Here is a 20,043-nt window from a genome sequence, read left to right as displayed (position 1 = left end):
CAGAAAGAGTATTAGGAGGATAACGAGAATGGGCAGATTTATCGACAGTAAGCGAAAGTGGTGGAAGCAATATTACAAGAGCAGACGGGTGTTGCTGCTCGTGTTGTGCCTCTCTCTGTCCGGCTATGCTTATACGTCAGGAGAAGCGGGAGCGAACCCACCGGCAGCAAATCATGCATTATCAGACATGGCCGCTGTAGACAAGACCTCGGAGCAACCAGCGGAACAGTCTATGAATCAGGACAAAGTAGAGTTGATTGATCAACGTACGGCTTCCAGTAAAACGTTTACTTTAAAGAATGGACTATTTGAAACAGTGCTTGCCAATGAGGAGATCCATTATAAGGATGAAGAAGGAAAGTATCAGGACAATAACTTGCAGCTTCTCTCAGAATTAAATTTAACCGATTCGGACGTCAATAGTAAACGAATGTCTATGGAATCGTCGCACACGGAGGTTCCTGCGATACAGTATCATCCAGGAATTTAGGAGGAGACTGGATAACCCATTTGCACCTATTATAGAGAAAGGGAAGTTTGTAGTATTCTTGGTGCTATGGGTGAAGCTTCTTACTTTGACAAACCACTTGGCGACATGAATTATTGGAAAGCAGTAGCAGAAGTTGCACAACGGCAAGCAATAGCTTAAGTGAGTCAGCAACAGGCACATCAAAATATGATGAACACGACTACTTTTATGAATGATGTCACAGGTGTAACAGCGATGAGGACTATTTTCTCATCAGAAAATCCAATAGAATCGTGGATTGAAATGGCCACATTGATTGGACCAATGGGAGCACCAAAAGGTGGTAATAATACTCTCAAATCTTTTAATGACATTGCATCCAATCCGAAAAATTTATGGGCAAAGTCAGTTGATGATGTTGCAGGAATACTAGAAAGTGGATGGACAAAAGGAGTTTACGGATCAAATGGTTTAGGATAGAAGTTTACTAAAGGTGACCAATCAGTTTTTTATCATGCTGGTGGGGGAGTTCACGTAGGATCATATTATGGCTTTTCGAGTGGTTCGTTTGGAAAGAATAAAGTAGTAGATTCGTCATATGTACCAATTAGTGGAGACAAGGCAACCATTTATTATTTAGAGAAATGAGGTAGGTGTTGAAGTGGTTCATAAGATAACAGTATCAGAAAGAATGGATTTGTATATAGATACACTTCAGAGATGTGGTATATATTTATTAAGTGCAGATACAATTACCATCAGTTACAGCATCTTTGAAGAGTTTGATGTTGGAGCTACCTCATTTCTCCATATTAACAATTTGACTGTTCTAAAAGATACCGGTCTAATTAATGACCTTGTTATGAATAAGAGTATTGAGCTCCGAAATAAATTCATGGAGCTACAAGGTAGTAATAAATGGAGTGTAGAGTCCGTCAAAAATTCATCTGAATGGTTAGAAATTCTAGAGCTATCTGATGAAATCAAAAAATGCTGCAAAAATAATTTGTGGAGAATTACACAGGTTCAGCCACATACGAGTGTAACAACTCCATGTGGCTTTCTTTTATCGCTGCGCCTAGCGTCCGATATTAGTGTATACGCGGCGGCGACTTCACGAGGAGCGGGCTTATTATTGCTTGACTACATCCTATAGCATCTCTCTTGATTTAATAATACATAGCGAGTTCTCTCGGAAATCGGATTGCTGTCGTGCCTCTTCCCATAAGGCGTTATGCGGTATCGCATGCACCAAGATTAAGCAGAGCGCGGTAATGTACTGAGGGAATCTGACTTCCTCCACATAGCGACGAATGGGGCGTAGGACGCCCGAAAATCGTAGTAGGTGGATCTACTGCTTGCCTGTTCCGAGGATAGAATTGGGTATTTGCCCGATTTCTATCGCCTGTAACCACGCGTATTAACCAAAATTGACAAGCGATAGGGGCGGGGGAATCTGATTGAAAAATAATTGATAGAACTTCCCTGATCTCCCGCTAGTGCCGGAATCGAGCTATTCACATTAAATGGAGCAAAGAGGGTGATATCACTTGATTTAATCGAATTATAGCCGGTAACGAAATTTACGATCATGAAATGTTAAAAACATGATAAGTATCCCTCGTTTTTTAGTGTAGAGCGATGATTACCTTTTGTATTGCCGCCTATCAAAATGTCACTTGTTATATGATTCTCGCGCTATCTCTAACGAGAAGTCTTTTAAGGTCATCCTTTGTCGGATAGCCACTTTATTTTAGACTTGATCAGAGGGTATCCTGGATGATTTCGAGATTCAAGGATTGGATGGATCGCTGGCTGGTCGAACTGTTGGAAGGCGAGAAACCCTGTTTCGCTTTGCATAATATGACACTTGGAATATGATTATAATAATTAATTGACATAGCGCCTCTATATTAAGTAAAGTAGAAGTGAGAAGTATTTAAACGTTTACGTAAACGTTTAAATACTTTGAGAGATGCGATTCTGAATCTTTACGGGAGGGTGCAGCTATGAAAGAATTTTTCTATCGTCCTGAGAATGCTTGGGTCGGAGACGTGATCCCCTATTATGAAGATCAAGAGTTTAAGCTGTTTTATCTTCATGGCTGGAGAGAGAATTACCGGGAAGGTCTGGATAAGGGTTGGCATTTGATCAGTACGGACGACTTCTGCGATTACAAAGAGCATGGGGCTATTAACATACTCGGAGGAACGGGGCATGTTCTGAAGGTTGGGCCTACCTATCACTTGTTCTACTGCATTTTTCCGGAAGGAAAGCAACTGGTCTGCCATGCGACCGGAACGGATCTCATGAACTGGACGCCGATTCCAGAGAATACTTTCTCCGCCGACAACGAGGTTTACGAGCTCTCTGATTGGAGGGATCCCTTTGTATTTTGGAACGATGAAGAGGGTGAATATTGGATGCTTCTTGCCGCGATGAGCAAGGGACCTTCGAATCGCAAGGGATGCGTAGCCTTGCTCACTTCGCCGGACTTGAGTAAGTGGTCGTATCGTGAACCGCTTTATGCGCCGAATATCCATGTGGGTGCCCACGAATGCCCGGAAATGTTTCGGATGGGAGAATGGTGGTATCTCGTGTATTCTAACTACACGGACCGATTTGCCACTTTCTACCGCATGAGTCGCTCGGCGAATGGTCCATGGATTACGCCAAAGGTTGACACATTCGATGGTCGCGCTTACTATGCGGCGAAGTCGGTTTCCGACGGGCAGAAGCGGTATTTGTTCGGCTGGAATCCGACGAAAAATGATGATTTGTTCGGGTGGAATCCTCCGAAGTACATCGGTAAAGATTATGATACTTGGGATTGGGGCGGAAATCTGGTAGTCCATGAGATCATCCAACGTTCGGACGGTACTCTCGCGGTCAAGGTTCCGGATTCTGTGAATGAGGCATTCGCAGTCGAGCGACCGCTGCAACTGGAATGGATCACGGGAACCTGGCAGTCGTCGTCATTAGAGTACACATGCGAATCTCCATATGCGTTTGCCGGCAGCTTATCGCAAGAGAATTTGCCTGATCGATGTAAAGTGTCGATGGCAATTCGGTTTTCGGCTCTTACGCAGGGGACCGGGATCATGCTGCGTGCTGAGAGGGGACTGGATTTTGCTTACTATATCATGCTTGAGCCGCAGCGTAATAGAGTTACGTTTCGTGGACCAATCATGCAAAGCGAGGATGGAGGTAAAACTTTCCCTTATGAGGTTGAATTAGAGCGTCCGATCGAACTATTGCCTGACCAGGATCACAAGCTTGAGATCTTTATAGATGGCTCGATCTGCGAGATCTATATCAATGAGGAAGTTGCAATGAGCGCTAGAATGTACGATATCGAACGAGGCAAGCTCGGTTTGTTCGTTAGTCAAGGGAATGCTCAATTCAAGCAGGTGAAGGTTGAGACAATCAAGGGTTGATATTCAAAGTGAGTCCGGAAAAGTTTCTCGGATTCTTCGGCCAACTAGTGATTTCTGGTTGGCTTTTTGTGTGCTTGGCTTTGCATCAGATTTTATGTTCAATGGCAAAGCAAGCCATGTATACGTAATATCCAATTTAGGGGGAAGGGGAACAGATGTTTAAAGTCGGTATGACTCGACGTCTTGACCCACTGGCTCGGATTGATGAACTAGGTGATGCATGGAAGTGGAGAAGCTTTTGGCTTAACACAATTAAGTAGATGATGGATTCAACAAAGCTTCCGAAAATGGTTTATTAAAGAAAATGCCGATAGACTCGTTCCATAGTTTTTGGAATGAGTCTATCGGCTAGGCCAGTTAAATATATACATTATCTCTAAAGTGGTATTTTAGTTGTATCTCTTCATATTTGTACAAAGAACAGTTGATATTCCTGTAATAGGAATTAATTTTGCCAGTACAGAGCTTACGCTCCTAGCGTTTCATGTGCGGCAGTAGTAGACTTTCTAGGGAGAATTCTATACATGGACTTGGTGATCAAGGTGCTGATTATAAAGAAGACAGCAGCCAGCTCATACATTACTGTTACCGAGAACAAATCCTTCAGCAAGCCGGAGAAACTCATCGTCAAAACCATGGCTCCAATGAATAGCGGAGTCAGCATGCCATTTACTCTGCCTACAAATGCTTCATCCGTATTTCTGAGAATGAGGGTTTGAATGGCTACCTGAAAGGCTGGAGTAACAAATCCAATGAAAAATTCCGCTGAAAATGTCAACCAGAAGTACGATGATAATCCGGCGGTCATGAGGCAAACGGCATTCACCAAAAAGCCAGTCGTTAATAAATACAGTGGAGCTACGCGTTTGCTTGCTATGACAGACAGCACGCCTCCTAAAATCATGCCGATTCCTTTAGAAGTAGCGATCCATTGATAGTAGGATTCTGGAAGGCTTAATTGCTCTGTGACGATAAAGATCCCCATTGGTACAACCAGTCCAACACCAAGTCCGGCGATAAGAAAAGAAATTCCGAGCAGTGTTAATAAACGATTGGAAAGCACATATTTGAGCCCAGCTTTCATTTCCTCCATCACATGATTATCGATTGTTTTCTTGGGTGTGTTATCTGAAGGAATGAAGGTTAGTGCGATCGCTGAGAGCAAGAAAGAAATGCTCATGATGCCAATTGAGATATGAATCCCGAACTGCTGATAAACAAACGTTCCGAGTACAGGCCCCATCATCATAAAGATGGCCAACAAGGTCTGGAATAGAGACATGCTGCTCTGCATCATCTCTTCTTTTACATTCTGTTTAAATAGCTTCATGGCAGAAGGCTGTGAAAACTGAGACATAATAGAGGAAACAATGGTGGCGAAAAAAATTGCCTTCCAGGTTCCGTATGTCAGCGCAAGAAGAATAAACAATATGGAAATGGCACTGAGAATATCGCACCATACCATTGTTTTTTTAGGATTCCATCGATCAGCAAACGTTCCTCCAATAAAAGAAAAGATGAAAATAGGCAAAAATTCAGCAACCGAAATCATAGAAACGGCAAAGCCATCACCACCTGTATGCTCTACAACGTAAAGCAAAATAGCAATGTTTCTTACCCAAATCCCAAGCTGCAGAAAAAAGGTAGAGACGAGTATTGAACTTAAAAACCGAGGGGATACCATAATGTACACGATCCTTTACACGCCACTCCGAGGGCATTGATTTAGTGATAGAAGATGATGAAACTATCTTTATCCAATACATCAACATTAATAAAGAGAGGATTTATTCTCAAGCGTGTTGTTCTGCTATATGCAACAGTCACTCTTTTATTTTCTATTCCGGCAAGTCTTCAGGGTCCACTTATTAAAGTTTTATTTGTTTGTAGAGACCGCTAAGAAATTGTAAAGAAGGGTTCTATTATGGTAGAGAAACCAGATCAACAACCGTATTTGCTTTCCTCTGTGTCTAATGCACTACGTATCATGAACAGCTTTACGGTAGAGAAGCCGATGAAAGGCGTTAGCGAACTGGCAGATGAGCTGGGGATCAGCAAAAGCGCTGTAAGTCGATTGTTAAGCACGCTCGCAAGCGAGGGGTATGTGATAAAGGAACCAACCACTCAAAAATACAGCTTGGGACTGCAGATACTGAAATTGAACACCGTGGTGACGAGTCAATTGGAGATTAATCACGCTGCTCAACCCATCATAAGGGAATTGGCGAAGTCAACGGGTGAAGCTGTTTTAATCTCTGTTCTGGAGAATGAGATCGTTTATATTGAACAAATTGAATGCCGGCATCAGGAGTGTATATTGCCTCTTGTGGGACATCGCAGCCCTGTGCATTGCACGAGCGCTGGTAAGCTATTGCTGGCGTATTATGAAACAGAAAGACTTCATAAGCTGGTGAAAAAAGGATTGACTTCTTATACTGCAAAAACGATTACGGATAAGGAAGTGCTGCAGAAGCAGTTAATTGAAATTCGGAAATTACATTTTAGCTGCTGTGAGTCCGAGTATTTGGAAGGATTTATCTGCTTTTCAGCACCCATTAGAAATTACTTGAACAATGTCGTCGCAGCCATTACTATTATGGGGCCTGTTCAGCGATTAAATGAGCATACGCACCAGAAAATAATCAACAAACTTATAAGAGCTGCCAGAGAGATATCTAGAGAGCTAGGCCAGAATGGATGACAAGCGGTTCATTTCTAGAAAATCTACGGACGTGTACCTTTTGACGTATTGACAAAAAATAGAGAATTATTAATAATGTAGTGGAAGCGCTTACTCAAACGAGTTTACAAAAACGTTTACGTAAACGTTTACGTAATTCAAGTGAGGTGATTTTCTCTCTGCAATGCAGCCGAGCTGACAGGGAACGGTATTGTTAAGTAGTTGATACAAGTAGTCACTTTCCCGGAATGAAATATTGAGGAGTGAATGAAAAAAACTCCTACAGTGTAGGAGGAAGCAAATGTTAGAAGGTACGTGGGAAAGATTTGTCCCAACTGCATCGGCGAATGCCGAGAGGATGGGCTAATATGAGGAGGAACATAAGTGAAATTGAGAAAGAGATTATTAATTGTACTAATTTGTTCTATGCTGACTCTCATGATTCAACCGATATTACTCGAGCAACAGGTTAATGCTGCCGTATCTACTATTTCGGAATGGAAATTTGATGAAGGTGCAGGTAAAGTCACAAAGGAAGCTATAAGCGGTTCGAATAACTCCATAAACTACATTCACAACAATGCAAAGTATAAACCCTCTACAGATCCAATTTGGAGAAGCGATGGCATTTCGAACAGTGCTTTGTTATTTGATGGCTACTCCAATTGGGTAACTCACAACCCGATTTCAACACCTTCGCAAGCGATGTCCATCGAAGCCTGGATTGCACCCAGAGCCTATGAATGGGGAGACAATGGAGTAGTTTCTGCAATTGTTAATCAGCATGATAAATCTGCTAAGCAAGGCTTTCTGTTTGGGGTCTTTCGCCATGGTAGTTGGACATTTCAAGTAGGTGCGAATGGTAACTGGTATGAATTATGGTCCTACGAGCCTCTTCCAAAATTCGAATGGTCGCATATTTCTGCGACAGTAGATGGATTAAATGGAAACATGAAACTTTTTCTTAATGGTAAGGAAGTTGCATCAAGAACGATTCCAACAAACTCTTCGATTTCACACTCTAATAATCCGCTCTTGATAGGCAAGAACAATCAAAGTACACAACTCGCAGTATTTCCGCTAAATATGTTCAATGGATTAATCGATGAAGTTAAGATCACAAACGGCTCTTATAGCGAGTCTGACGCACAAAGTTCTTATCTGAACCGGATCAGTCAACTAGGCGGGAATATACCCACACCAAATCTTACCTTCGATCGTAGCGTCTATGATGGCGATAAGCATCGGCCAACTTATCATGCGATAGCTCCTGGCCACTGGATGAATGAACCGCATGCACCTTTGTATTATAATGGGCAGTATCATTTATTCTACCAAAACAATCAGCATGGTCCTTACTGGCATAATATGCATTGGGGGCACTGGGTAAGCGACGATATGGTACATTGGCGCGATCTTCCCCCAGCCATTGCACCTGAGCTTTTCCAAGTTGATCCGGATGGTGATTGGACAGGAACTGCCGTTATTGACGATCAAGGCAATCCTACAATGTTTTTCACTGCGGGGAATGACGCTAGACCATATATTCAAAGTAATCAAAATGTTGGCGTCGCCCGCAGCACAGTCATGACAGATGGAGATAATGATCTAACGAAATGGGTTAAGGAGAGCAAACTAGCAGTTGCTCAGAAATCAGGGGAAGGCAAAGCAGGCGAGTTTCGTGATCCATATGTGTTCAAAGACGGAGACACTTGGTTTATGTTAGTAGGGACTGGGATTGAGGGGCAAGGAGGAACTGCAGCAGTATACTCCACTACTGATTCGAATTTAATGAACTGGAACTACAGAGGACCTCTCTACCAAAACACAAATTATTCTTACTTAGGGGGAGTATGGGAACTTCCAGTGCTATTGCCTCTTGGAAATGGTAAACATGTGCTCGCTATTAGCCCGGTGGGTTCTGGAGCGAATGTCGAAGTATACTATTGGATTGGAGTTTGGAACAAAACTACAGCCAAATTCACACCTGATCATCAAGAACCCCAATTAATGGATTTCGGAGATTTTAAATTCACTGGTCCTAGCGGGTTTGCAGATCCTGTAACAGGCAGAAATATTATGTTCACGATTGCACAAGGAGAAAGAGGCTCGCAGGAGGAATTTGACTCAGGTTGGGCGCATAATGCTGGATTACCTGTAGAATTGAGTCTCAGATCAGACGGGAGACTAGGAATTAAGCCCATTTCTGAGCTTCAATCATTAAGGGGACAACAACTTATTAATTTAACATCTGATACATCATTATCAAGCGCGAATGCATTGTTGAGTTCTATATCAAGCGATACATTAGAAATCGAGATAGAGTTGGATCGTGGATCCGCCGATAGTGTCGGAATGAAAGTAAGAAAATCTCCCAATAGCGAAGAAGAAACATTGATTTATTACAATCACAGTACGGATGAATATGGTGTGGACCGAACAAAGACGGTAGCGGGCACAAACAAGGGTATTCAAAAAGGTAATGTAGACATTGGGAGTGAGAATGTCAAACTTCATATCTATTTGGATAAGTCAATGGCTGAGTCTTATCTAAATGATCTTAAGTCGATAACTACACGTACTTATAGCACAAGAAATGATGCGAAGGGATTGCAAGTTTGGGCTAATGGGAACGCCGGTTCAGTCGTTGTTAAGTCCCTCAAGGTATGGGCAATGAATTCTGCATATACCCCGATTCCTGTAAGCGGTATCAACATGGAACCCGCAAATCTTCAAGTGAGTGTCGGTGGTAAAAATTCTATAACTCCAATCATAATGCCTCAAAATGCTACCAATAAAAATGTAATCTGGAGTTCAAGTCAACCAAATGTTGCAACCGTGGTGAACGGTGTCGTCACTGGTATTGCACCAGGTAGCGCAACTATAACAGCTACGACAAGAAATGGGTCAAAGACAGCTTCCAGCGCAGTTACAGTATCTCAACCTACTGTTTCAGTTAACCTGTTAAATGGAGGTTTTGAGACAGGCAATCTGGCAGGCTGGAACGTGGAGAGCGGAGGGGCCTTCTCAAATTTATCTATTACTAATCAATCCACATTCCAAGATAACCAACCGTTCAATCATGAAGGAACCTATCATTTATTCGGGCTTAAGAATGGAGATGCAGCAACAGGCGTTCTTAAATCCAACCTCTTTACTTTGGGGGGTAATGGGCAAATCAGCTTCTTAGCGGGTGGCGGTTCAGATATCGACAAGCTATATGTTTCGTTTGTAAGGGCCTCTGATCATAAAGAGTTATTCCGATCAAGCGGACCAGGGACGTACTGGAACTGGCAAAGTGTAAAAGGAGTGACAGAGAGCTATACGAAAAGATATTGGGACGCAACCAGTTATATTGGGACTGAAATGTATATTAAAATTGTAGATGAGCGTACGGATAGTTGGGGGCATATTAACGTAGATGAATTTATTGTACCAATCGAACCGGGCAGTATCGATATCGAGGCTCCTACAGCACCAACGAATCTTGCATTGACCGGTAAAACAGCTTATGAAGTATCGCTTTCTTGGACGGCTTCCACGGATAACAAAGAAGTATTGGGCTACGACATTCTAAGAGACGGGAATAAGATAGCTACTACGACTGCAGCTAGCTTTACCGATGAGGGTTTAAATGAAGCGACCTCATATACCTACTCTATAAAGGCAATTGATACTTCTGGGAACTTCTCTTTGGAGAGTGATGAACTCGCGATTACTACAGACGTAGCGCCACCAACAAGCAGCTTGCTAAACCATGACTTTGAGAGTGGCGATCTGACAGGATGGACGATAGTGAGCGGCAATGCATTCAGTGCCGCGGATATAAGTTCCGCACCAGATTGGGGCTGGGGAGGACCATTCGGACAGAGCGGGGAGTACCACCTCTGGGGATTCAATGATGGAGAAGATAGCCAAGTTGGGGTCCTTCAATCGGAAACGTTTACTTTAGGTGGATATGGCAAGATTGATTTCCTTATTGGCGGCGGGAATAATATTAACAATCTGCATGTAGCGCTAGTACGTGCATCCGACGGTGCAGAATTGTTCAAAGCTACCGGTGCGGACGACGAGGGATATAGCCGAGTACGATGGGATGCTTCTGCCTATATCGGGGTAGATTGTTATATTAAGATTGTTGACAGTGCAACAGGCGGCTGGGGACATCTTAATGTGGATGATGTCAACGTGCCTGTTGCTGCAGGAGAAGGAGATGCCCAAGCTCCGACAACGCCAACCCAGCTAACTTCACCATCGAAGACGAGTTCTACAGCATCGCTATCCTGGTCAGCTTCGACGGATAATGTGGGTGTGCAAAGCTATGTGGTGTATCGTAATGGAACAGAGGTTGGGACTACTGTAACCGCAAGTTATACGGATACAGGGTTGACAGCAAGTACCGCTTACATTTATACAGTGAAAGCCAAAGATGCTGCTGGCAATCTGTCCGCGCCGAGCAATAGTTTAACTGTAACCACAGAAGCAGCCGTGCAAGTCGGCAGTTTGACCAATCATGATTTCGAAAGTGGAGACCTGACAGGTTGGACAATAGCGAGCGGCAACGCGTTTAGTGCTGCGGATATAAGTTCAGCACCGGATTGGGGTTGGGGAGGACCATTCGGACTGAGTGGGACGTACCACCTCTGGGGCTTCAAGGACGGAGGAGATAGTCAGATAGGAGTGCTTAAGTCAGAAACATTTACTTTAGGCGGAAACGGCAAGATTGATTTCCTTATTGGCGGGGGGAATAATATTAACAATCTGTATGTAGCGCTAGTACGTGCATCTGACGGTGTAGAATTGTTCAAAGCCACCGGTTCGGACAACGAGGCATATAGCCGAGTTCAATGGGATGCTTCTGCAAGGATCGGAATCGATTGTTATATTAAGATTGTTGACAATGCAACTGGCGGTTGGGGACATCTAAATGTGGATGATGTCAACGTACCTGTTGCTGCAGGAGCGGCGGACACCCAAGCCCCAACTGCACCTTCTCAGCTAACTTCATCAACGAAGACCCACTCTACTGTAGCATTAACCTGGTCTGCATCAACTGACAATGCAGGTGTGCAAAGCTATGTGGTATATCGCAATGGAGCAGAGGTGGGAACAGCTTCAACAACAAGTTATACGGACACGGTGTTGACGGCAAGCACTGCTTACACCTATACAGTGAAAGCCAAAGATGCTGCAGGCAATCTGTCCGTGTCGAGCAACAGTTTAAATGTGACTACTGAAGCGGTATCGCAAGTCGGCAGTTTGACCAATCACGATTTCGAAAGTGGGAATCTGACAGGATGGACAATAGTGAGCGGCAATGCGTTCAGTGCTGCGGATATAAGCTCTGCATTAGATTGGGGCTGGGGAGGACCATTCGGACAAAGCGGCACTTATCACCTCTGGAGCTTTAAGGAAGGAGGAGATAGTCAAGTCGGCGTGCTTAAGTCAGAAACGTTTACTCTGGGCGGAGCTGGACAAATCGATTTCTTGATTGGCGGAGGAAATAATATAAGCAATCTGTATGTAGCACTTGTGCGTGCGTCCGATGGTGCAGAATTGTTCAAAGCAACCGGCGCTGACAACGAGGCTTATAACCGAGTTCAGTGGGATGCTTCCGCAAGGATCGGAACGGACTGTTACATCAAGATTGTTGATAACGCAACGGGGGGGTGGGGACATCTGAACGTGGATGATGTGAATGTACCTGCTTTATAAATATCGAAGATAGCAGGCGATTAATTTAATGGAAGGAGCCAAGTTCATGCTTGGCTCCTTCATTTAATCTTAATAAATGTAGATGTAATAGGAAGGCACTTTATAAACAATTTGGCGAATGATCAGGGGGGATAACTGCAATAAGAAGCAACATAAATGAATCAATGAGTCTATTGTCTGTGAAAATGTCACTGTTAGAGTATGGGCATCCTCACCAGAAGGCCTCTGAAGAAAAGGTTGCGTTGTGCATACATAGCAATCTTGAAAGGATTTGTGCTTTGTATTACGGTTAGTGATGTTGTTTTCATTTGTGGTTTCCAAAGATTATTTTCGGCGGGTTTGCGTTGGGGCGCATAACTCGCCTTTTCTTTTGTGGTTGTATTCAGCGTCAAAACGTAGAGATTAGGACCGGAATAATGGCCGGTTGGAAATCTCCAGCGCAATAGCTCCTTCGTTGTTTGTCATATGTCCATCGATGATTTCCCCAATACTTTTAGCTTCTTTAATTCATTATTGATCAATGTAATTGTCTCCTGTCCCATAGCGGCTTATCTCAGTAAAGTTAGGGGATGATATGATCTCAGAAGAACAACAATATGAACGAATCAATGTTGACAGAATAAATGAAAGCGCATATAATAAGTAAATAAAAACGATTACGTAAACGATTTTATGGGTGGGGAAACGAGTGAAAGTTGGGATTAAAGAAGTAGCCGAGGCAGCTGGAGTATCCATTGCAACCGTCTCTCACGTGGTTAACAATACCAGGTACGTTTCCGAAAAAACAAAGGCGAAAGTGTACGAAGCTATGAAACTGCTGGATTTCCGCATTAATGCAGTCGCTCAAAGCTTAAGGAGCCAGAAGTCTAATACGATTGGCCTAATTGTTCCTGTTCTTCCTTCGGATACCTCGAATTTTTTCTTTATGACTGTCGCGCAAGGAATTCAGAAGACACTAAGACGGTACGGTTACCAGGTGTTGCTCAGTAACAACTCGACGGAAGAGCTGGAAGAAGAGATAGAGCAGATCAAGTTATTTAATTCAAAACTCATCGATGGGCTAATCATTGCTTCCATCGCGGATGATGTGGGTTATTTGGACGATACGGTAAACTCCCGGTATCCGGTCGTCTTTATCGACCGCAGGCCTGTGGGCTACCACGGTGATTTCGTACTGGCTGACGGTTTCGGGGGATCGCTGAATGCGGTTCAAACGCTGCTCGATAAAGGGCACAGGAAAATAGGTCTTATAACCGGTTCATTAGGGATTTCCACGAGCAATGAACGAATGGAAGGTTATAAGAAAGCGTTATCTAATTGCGGTATCGAATTCGATCAGTCGATTGTAAGAGAAGTGCCGGCAAACTTTGAGAGCGGTTATAATTGCGCGAAGGAACTTCTTGCTTCCGCCGACATCACGGCTCTGTTCGTCGCTAATAATGTATTGACCATGGGAGTCGTTGCTTGCTTGCAAGAGCTTAAGATTAGAATTCCGGATGAGCTCGCTGTAATCGGGTTTGACGACTATGATTGGACGAAGATTACGATGCCGCCGCTATCGGTTATCCGTCAGCCGTCTTTTGAAATAGGCGTGAAAGCGGCAGAAGTGATGATACAAAGAATAGAAAATCCAGATGTGCAACAAAGTAATGAGTACCGATTACCGACAACTTTGATTATGAGAGAGTCGTGCTAGCTTGATTAGCAAGATAAGCTAGCATTTTTTTTACCGCGAAATAAAAACGTTTACGTAAACGTTTTTGTTATAAGTAATAGGAGGAATTTGCAATGCGTATGAAACGAATTCTGGTTAACTGGGAATTATATTTGTTAATGTTGCTTCCCGTGGCTTATTTTATCATTTTTCGCTATTTGCCCATGTACGGGGTCCAAATTGCATTCAAAGATTTCTCCGCCGCCAAAGGGATATGGGACAGTCCTTGGGTGGGATTCGATCATTTTGTCAGGTTCTTCAATTCTTACAATTTCGAGCAGGTTCTCACTAATACCGTTTACTTAAGCGTACTCCTGCTTGTTATTGCATTCCCGATTCCGATAATCATTGCTCTGATGCTGAATCAAGTTAAGCATCAAAGATTTAAAAAATTCATGCAAACGTCCATCTATGCCCCTTATTTTATCTCTACTGTCGTTTTAGTAGGCATGGTGTTCGTGTTCCTCTCCCCAAACAGTGGTCTCGTTAACCATATTATAAAGGGGTTCGGCGGAGAGCCGGTTATGTTCATGGCAGATTCAGAATGGTTCAGGCCAATCTACGTTTTTACCGAAGTATGGCAGACGACCGGTTTTTCATCCATTATCTATTTGGCCGCGTTGGCTGCAATTGATCCCCATTTACACGAAGCGGCAGTCGTCGACGGAGCTAGTAAATGGAAAAGAGTTCTGCATATTGATCTTCCGGGCCTTATGCCAACCATCGCAGTATTGTTTATACTTGCTGTCGGAAATTTGATGAACATAGGTTTCGAAAAAGCGTTCCTAATGCAAACGGATATTAACGTAGATGCTTCGGAGATCATTCCTACTTATGTGTACAAAATAGGAATTCAGAGGGCACAATATAGTTTCTCAGCGGCGATTGGTTTGTTTAATGCTGTCATTAACTTGGTTCTGCTATTTATTGTTAACAGGACAGTTAAAAAAATGAGTGGAAACGGCTTGTTCTAGAAGAGGAGAGAGTAGAAAAATGATTAGCATAAAAAGAAAAACGACCGGAGACGTACTTTTCGATGTCGTCAACTATACACTACTCATCGGATTTATGCTTATGATCCTGTATCCGCTTTATTTTATTCTGATCGCATCTTTCAGTGATCCGAATCGTGTCGGTACAGGTGATGTGTGGTTGATACCGCAGGGTATCACATTCGAGGGCTATCAGCGGATATTCAATGATGGAGCGATCTGGCTTGGGTATCGAAATTCTCTTCTTTACGCAGTTCTCTCAGCGTTCATCGGTACATCGCTTGCCATCATGGCGGCCTACCCTTTGTCACGAAAAGATTTTTATGGCCGAAACGCATTCATGCTCTTTTTTGCGGTCACATTGTTTTTTAACGGTGGACTGATTCCAACCTATTTGCTTATGCGGAACATGCATTTAATGGATACCATATGGCCGGTAGTTTTACTTCCTGCACTCGATGCCTTCGTCATCATTATTGCGAGAACTTTCTTCCAAGGTCTTCCTGAGGAAATAAGAGAATCGGCGAGTATGGACGGATGTACGAATATGCGATATATCTGGAGCTTTGTGCTTCCGTTATCAAAACCGATCATTGCCGTTCTTGCCCTATTTGCGATCGTAAAGCAGTGGAATGGATTTTTCGACGCTTTGATTTATCTGAAAGACGAAGCGACATATCCGCTGCAATTGATTTTGAGAAATATACTGATTCAAAACCAGCCTACGGGTAACCTGTTGTCGGACATTCAGTCGGCAGTCGAGCAGCAGCGGATTGTTGGTTTAATCAAATACGGCGTTATTATTGTCGCAGCGCTTCCGCTTTTAATCCTTTACCCGTTCTTGCAACGTTATTTTGTACAAGGGGTGTTCATCGGGTCTGTTAAAGGCTAAGAGCGAATCTACACCAAATTTAAATAAGGAGGTGATTCGTGCCTCGGAGGAAACCGTGGACCAATGGCAGGGCCAGTTCTTACTGATATGCAAGCAATTAAAGGGAGGTTTCTGTACAAATGAAAAGAAAGTCATCCATTACATTGGCAGTCATCGTAAGCTTAACAACGGTTCTATCAGCATGCAGCGGCAACGGTGGTAACAATGAATCACCTTCGGCAAGTACCAATACCGAACCGTCTGCAAGCGCACCGGCATCCGAAACGACAAACGGTAGCCAATTCCCGCTAAAAGAAAAAATCACTTTGAAGGCGTCCGCGCACCGCCCTGTTCTTGCTCCAAGCGACTTCAACGAGCAGCCGCTTCTCCAAGAGCTTGAAAAAAATACGAACGTTCACATCGAATGGGAGACGACAGTAGACAACGACTTTATCGAGAAACGCAATTTGCTGCTGGCGAGCGGAAGTCTCCCTGACTTCTTCTTTAGCGGCCGTTTCTCGGATACTGAGTTGGTTAGATATGGCCAAGAAGGCACCCTCATTCCTCTGAACGACCTGATCGAAAATCATATGCCGAATCTGAAATCGATTTTAGATAACAGGCCGGATATCAAAGCGTCGATCATGGCCCCTGACGGCAATATCTACGCCCTGCCACACGGTGAGGAAATCGGGTCAGGACAGGAAGAGATCGGTGCGAATCCGGACTTCCTGTACATCAATAAAGATTGGCTAGACAAGTTGAAACTTCAGATCCCGACGACGATTGACGAGTTTACGACAGTATTGCAAGCATTCAAAAAGCAAGATCCAAACGGTAACGGAAAGGCGGACGAAATTCCGCTGACGTATATCGATAATTTCTGGACAGGCGATATCGGCGTTCTGTTCGGAGCATTCGGCGTGCCGGACAAGACACATCGTCCGAACAACCCGACATATATCGATCACCTTAACGTGGATAACGGTAAAGTCACCATCTCCGCTCAGCAAGAAGGCTTCAAACAAGCGGTATCTTATCTGAGCAATTGGTTCAAAGAAGGTTTGGTTGACCTGGATGCCTTTACGCATGACTATGATACGTACTTTGCGAGAGGAAAAACAGAGGACGAGACGATCGGCGCTATGATCTGGTGGGACAAAAACGATGTTGTCGGTCCTGAAAGAAGCGAACATTGGGTCATTGTGCCTCCGTTCAAAGACATGGTCGTCAAATGGAACAGCGGCGGCGGTCTAGGCCGCGATGGCGCAGCTATCACAAAAGACAACAAATCCCCGGAAATTACGGCGGCATGGCTGGATTCCTTCTTTGAGCCTACAATGTCTGCCCAAACTCGCTTCGGTCCTCTCGGCGTTTGGTTTGATAAAGACGCCAGCGGGAAGCTAATCCAGAAGGTGGTAGAGAATCCGGGTGAGCTCAAGCAAAAAACGGCAATCACCAACGGTATCGGTCTTCTCCTATCCGAAATGGAGGATACAGTTGCTTATGTTGAACCGCGCGCTCAAGACCGAATTAATGACAGCGTTAAGTATTACGTACCGCAAATGCAAGCCGAAAAATTCCCTAATCTCTTCTTCAATCCAGAAGAATTGGAAGTCATTGATCGTCTGAAGCCGGATATTTCCGCCTACATCAACAAAATGCGCGCTAAATGGCTGCTCAGCGGCGGTGTAGAAAAAGAATGGGAAGAATTCCAAGCAACTTTGAAGAAGATGGGCGTTGAAGAATTGCTTAAAGCCCACCAATCCGGTTACGACCGTTATGTTGCTGCACAGAAATAATCTGATATAAGCACGAAAGCAGGCCGGAACGCACAACAGTTCCGGCTTGTTTCCTCAAAGAGAATGGAAAAAGGATGGGAGTGGAGAGATGCAATACTCGAATCAACGAAATCGATCTTTCATCGCTAGCTGGTCGTTTGATGAAGGCTCTGGAAACTTGACAAGAGACGCGGCTTCGAATAAAGAAGACAAGATTGAATATGCTCTTGGAAAGGGAAGGTTTGGGCCGCCGCAGCAACCTGGGTGGCATCAGGGGATATCTGGAACCGCCTTGTCGTTCGATGGTTATTCCACATATATCCGCCGTTCGTCTGTCGATGTAGAGAAACCGACTGACGGTCTGACGATCACCGCGTGGATTGCGCCTAGAACTTATGATCTCGATAATGAGCAAAGGCTGTGCGCTATTGTGAATCAGCACAACAGAGAACAAGCGCAGGGTTACCTATTCGGGCTGTACCAACACGGTTCCTGGTCTTTGCAGCTGGGTATTGACAAGGAATGGATCGAAGTCTGGTGCCACGACAAGCCAATTCCGAAAAATCGGTGGTCTTTCGTGGTTGCCGTATACGATAAAGGAAACGGCATGTTAAAGCTATATCTAAATGGGGAAGAAGCGGCTAGTCGTAAGGTTTCCGTAACAGCGAACATTTCACCTAGCGAGACGGATTTGCTCATTGGGCGCCATAACGAGGAAGTTGTTTTGGCAGAGCCTTTCATCAAGAATCATTTCGACGGACTTATGGATGAAGTCCAAATCCATTCCAAAAGTTTGAGCGGGGAAGAAATAAGCTGTCTTTATCGGGATGCTCTGGAACCTTACGATGGAAAACTGCCTGAAATTTCGATCCAAGATCTGATGATCCCGCGCGAGCGCTTCAAGCAGGACCGACATCGGCCCCAGTTTCATCTGAATCCTCCTGGGCATTGGATGAACGAGCCTCATGCTCCAATTTATTTTAATGGTCGTTATCATTTGTTTTATCAAGCAAATCCGAGAGGTCCATTCTGGGGATCGATCCATTGGGGTCATTGGGTAAGCGAGGATTTGGTTCGATGGCGGGACTTGCCATTAGCACTTGCCCCCGAACCTGGTATTGATTCGGACGGTATATGGTCGGGCAGCGCTGCACTGGACGAAAATGGAATACCTGCTTTATTTTATACGGCAGGGGATTTAACCAGATATCCCGATCAATGTGTGGCGTTAGCAAGGAGCACATTTTCGGAAGACGGCGATCCGGAATTGATTCGGTGGAAGAAAAGACAGATGCCGCTTGTTACGCAACCGACAGACGACGGAGTGCTGCCCGGGATGTTTCGAGATCCGTTCGTATGGAAGGAAGAGGGTCGCTGGATTATGCTGGTCGGAGGCGGTATTGTCGAACGGGGCGGAACGGCATTTGTCTATGTTTCAGAAAACTTGGAGACATGGGAATACAAAGGCCAATTCTTCTTAAGCGATTATACGAAGTACCCTCATTTGGGAACGGGGTGGGAACTGCCGGTACTGCTGCCGTTGAAACGTGACGGACAAGAAACGGGCAAACACATCTTTGTATTTAGTCCGTGGGGAGTCGGCGCGAAGATGGTCGTACACTATTGGATAGGAACGTATGATAGCGAAAACATACGATTCATTCCGGACAATGAAGAGCCGCAGCAACTTGATGTTGATGACTATCACTTCTCAGGACCGAGCGGCATGGTCGATCCGGTCACGGGAAGATCGTTACTGTTCACGATAGCCCAGGGAGAACGGACGCATGAGCTAGAATACGACAGCGGATGGGCACATGACGCGGGGATGCCGGTTTCTTTAAGCTTACGGGCAGATGGTCGACTTGGAGTGGAGCCAATCGGCGAAATGAAGCAATTACGCGATTCTCTTCTGCTTCAACTGTCAGATGTGTCGTTGGAAGAAGCAAATCGTCGCTTGCAAGATATACATGGCACTATGCTGGAAATAGACATTTCTTTCAATGCTGGGCTCGCAAACTGTTATGGTGTGTCCGTGCGTAGATCACCAGAGGGTGAAGAGGAAACGAAACTATATTACGATAAATTTAATAAGAAACTCGGTGTAGACCGTGGCCGCGCTACACTAGACTCTAATGAGCGGACGACCGGCATTCAGGAAGGCGAACTAGATTTGCGGGGAGAGCTATTGGTCCTGCGAATTTTTGTCGACCGTTCACTGATCGAAACATATGCGAATGGATTGAAAAGCCTAACGACCAGGACTTATCCGTCTCGCATAGATGCCGATGGAGTCCAGCTTTTTTCAGATGAGGATATTCAAATCAAATCGCTCCAAATATGGAATATGAAACCGGTTTTCCATGATCAATGAAAGATTAAGT

The 20,043-nt window shown here is 44.3% G+C and carries 12 protein-coding genes; 11 read left to right on the top strand and 1 reads right to left on the bottom strand.

The window, feature by feature from the left end:
* Nucleotides 1-28 precede the first annotated feature (28 nt).
* From FHS16_RS20885 to FHS16_RS20870, 4 genes are all read left to right on the top strand, one after another.
* Nucleotides 29-490: a hypothetical protein gene (locus tag FHS16_RS20885; protein ID WP_183567186.1), complete on the top strand. Its 462-nt coding sequence runs from the start codon at nucleotides 29-31 to the stop codon at nucleotides 488-490.
* 159 nt (nucleotides 491-649) lie between these two features.
* On the top strand, nucleotides 650-949 hold the full coding sequence (locus FHS16_RS31485; RefSeq protein ID WP_221226430.1) for a hypothetical protein: 300 nt from the start codon (nucleotides 650-652) through the stop codon (nucleotides 947-949).
* A 181-nt stretch (nucleotides 950-1,130) separates the two neighbouring features.
* Nucleotides 1,131-1,625 carry a hypothetical protein gene (locus FHS16_RS20875; protein ID WP_183567183.1) on the top strand — a complete coding sequence of 165 codons (495 nt, stop codon included), beginning with the start codon at nucleotides 1,131-1,133 and terminating at the stop codon, nucleotides 1,623-1,625.
* An 853-nt stretch (nucleotides 1,626-2,478) separates the two neighbouring features.
* On the top strand, nucleotides 2,479-3,906 hold the full coding sequence (locus FHS16_RS20870) for a glycoside hydrolase family 32 protein (protein ID WP_183567180.1): 1,428 nt from the start codon (nucleotides 2,479-2,481) through the stop codon (nucleotides 3,904-3,906).
* 466 nt (nucleotides 3,907-4,372) lie between these two features.
* Here the strand turns inward: FHS16_RS20870 and FHS16_RS20865 are convergent, their stop codons facing one another.
* On the bottom strand, nucleotides 4,373-5,590 hold the full coding sequence (locus tag FHS16_RS20865) for an MFS transporter (protein ID WP_183567249.1): 1,218 nt from the start codon (nucleotides 5,588-5,590) through the stop codon (nucleotides 4,373-4,375).
* 240 nt (nucleotides 5,591-5,830) lie between these two features.
* Here FHS16_RS20865 and FHS16_RS20860 point away from each other — a divergent pair, with 240 nt between their 5' ends.
* The 7 genes from FHS16_RS20860 to FHS16_RS20830 all read left to right on the top strand — a co-directional run bounded on the left by FHS16_RS20860 (nucleotide 5,831) and on the right by FHS16_RS20830 (nucleotide 20,033).
* Nucleotides 5,831-6,607 carry an IclR family transcriptional regulator gene (locus FHS16_RS20860; protein ID WP_183567176.1) on the top strand — a complete coding sequence of 259 codons (777 nt, stop codon included), beginning with the start codon at nucleotides 5,831-5,833 and terminating at the stop codon, nucleotides 6,605-6,607.
* Between the two features lie 417 nt (nucleotides 6,608-7,024).
* Nucleotides 7,025-12,301 carry a GH32 C-terminal domain-containing protein gene (locus FHS16_RS20855; RefSeq protein ID WP_281379159.1) on the top strand — a complete coding sequence of 1,759 codons (5,277 nt, stop codon included), beginning with the start codon at nucleotides 7,025-7,027 and terminating at the stop codon, nucleotides 12,299-12,301.
* 688 nt (nucleotides 12,302-12,989) lie between these two features.
* Nucleotides 12,990-13,997 carry a LacI family DNA-binding transcriptional regulator gene (locus FHS16_RS20850; protein ID WP_183567174.1) on the top strand — a complete coding sequence of 336 codons (1,008 nt, stop codon included), beginning with the start codon at nucleotides 12,990-12,992 and terminating at the stop codon, nucleotides 13,995-13,997.
* A gap of 92 nt (nucleotides 13,998-14,089) precedes the next feature.
* Complete coding sequence (locus FHS16_RS20845; RefSeq protein WP_183567171.1) at nucleotides 14,090-14,989, top strand: ABC transporter permease; 900 nt, start codon at nucleotides 14,090-14,092, stop codon at nucleotides 14,987-14,989.
* A 19-nt stretch (nucleotides 14,990-15,008) separates the two neighbouring features.
* Nucleotides 15,009-15,899 carry a carbohydrate ABC transporter permease gene (locus FHS16_RS20840; RefSeq protein WP_183567168.1) on the top strand — a complete coding sequence of 297 codons (891 nt, stop codon included), beginning with the start codon at nucleotides 15,009-15,011 and terminating at the stop codon, nucleotides 15,897-15,899.
* A 119-nt stretch (nucleotides 15,900-16,018) separates the two neighbouring features.
* A complete protein-coding gene (locus tag FHS16_RS20835) occupies nucleotides 16,019-17,680 on the top strand; it encodes an extracellular solute-binding protein (protein ID WP_183567165.1) in 1,662 nt (553 codons plus the stop codon).
* An 88-nt stretch (nucleotides 17,681-17,768) separates the two neighbouring features.
* On the top strand, nucleotides 17,769-20,033 hold the full coding sequence (locus tag FHS16_RS20830) for a LamG-like jellyroll fold domain-containing protein (protein ID WP_183567162.1): 2,265 nt from the start codon (nucleotides 17,769-17,771) through the stop codon (nucleotides 20,031-20,033).
* Nucleotides 20,034-20,043: the final 10 nt, after the last annotated feature.

It is taken from the genome of Paenibacillus endophyticus (assembly GCF_014192395.1).
Lineage (GTDB): Bacteria > Bacillota > Bacilli > Paenibacillales > Paenibacillaceae > Pristimantibacillus > Pristimantibacillus endophyticus.
This window is presented reverse-complemented; position numbering and strand designations above follow the sequence as displayed.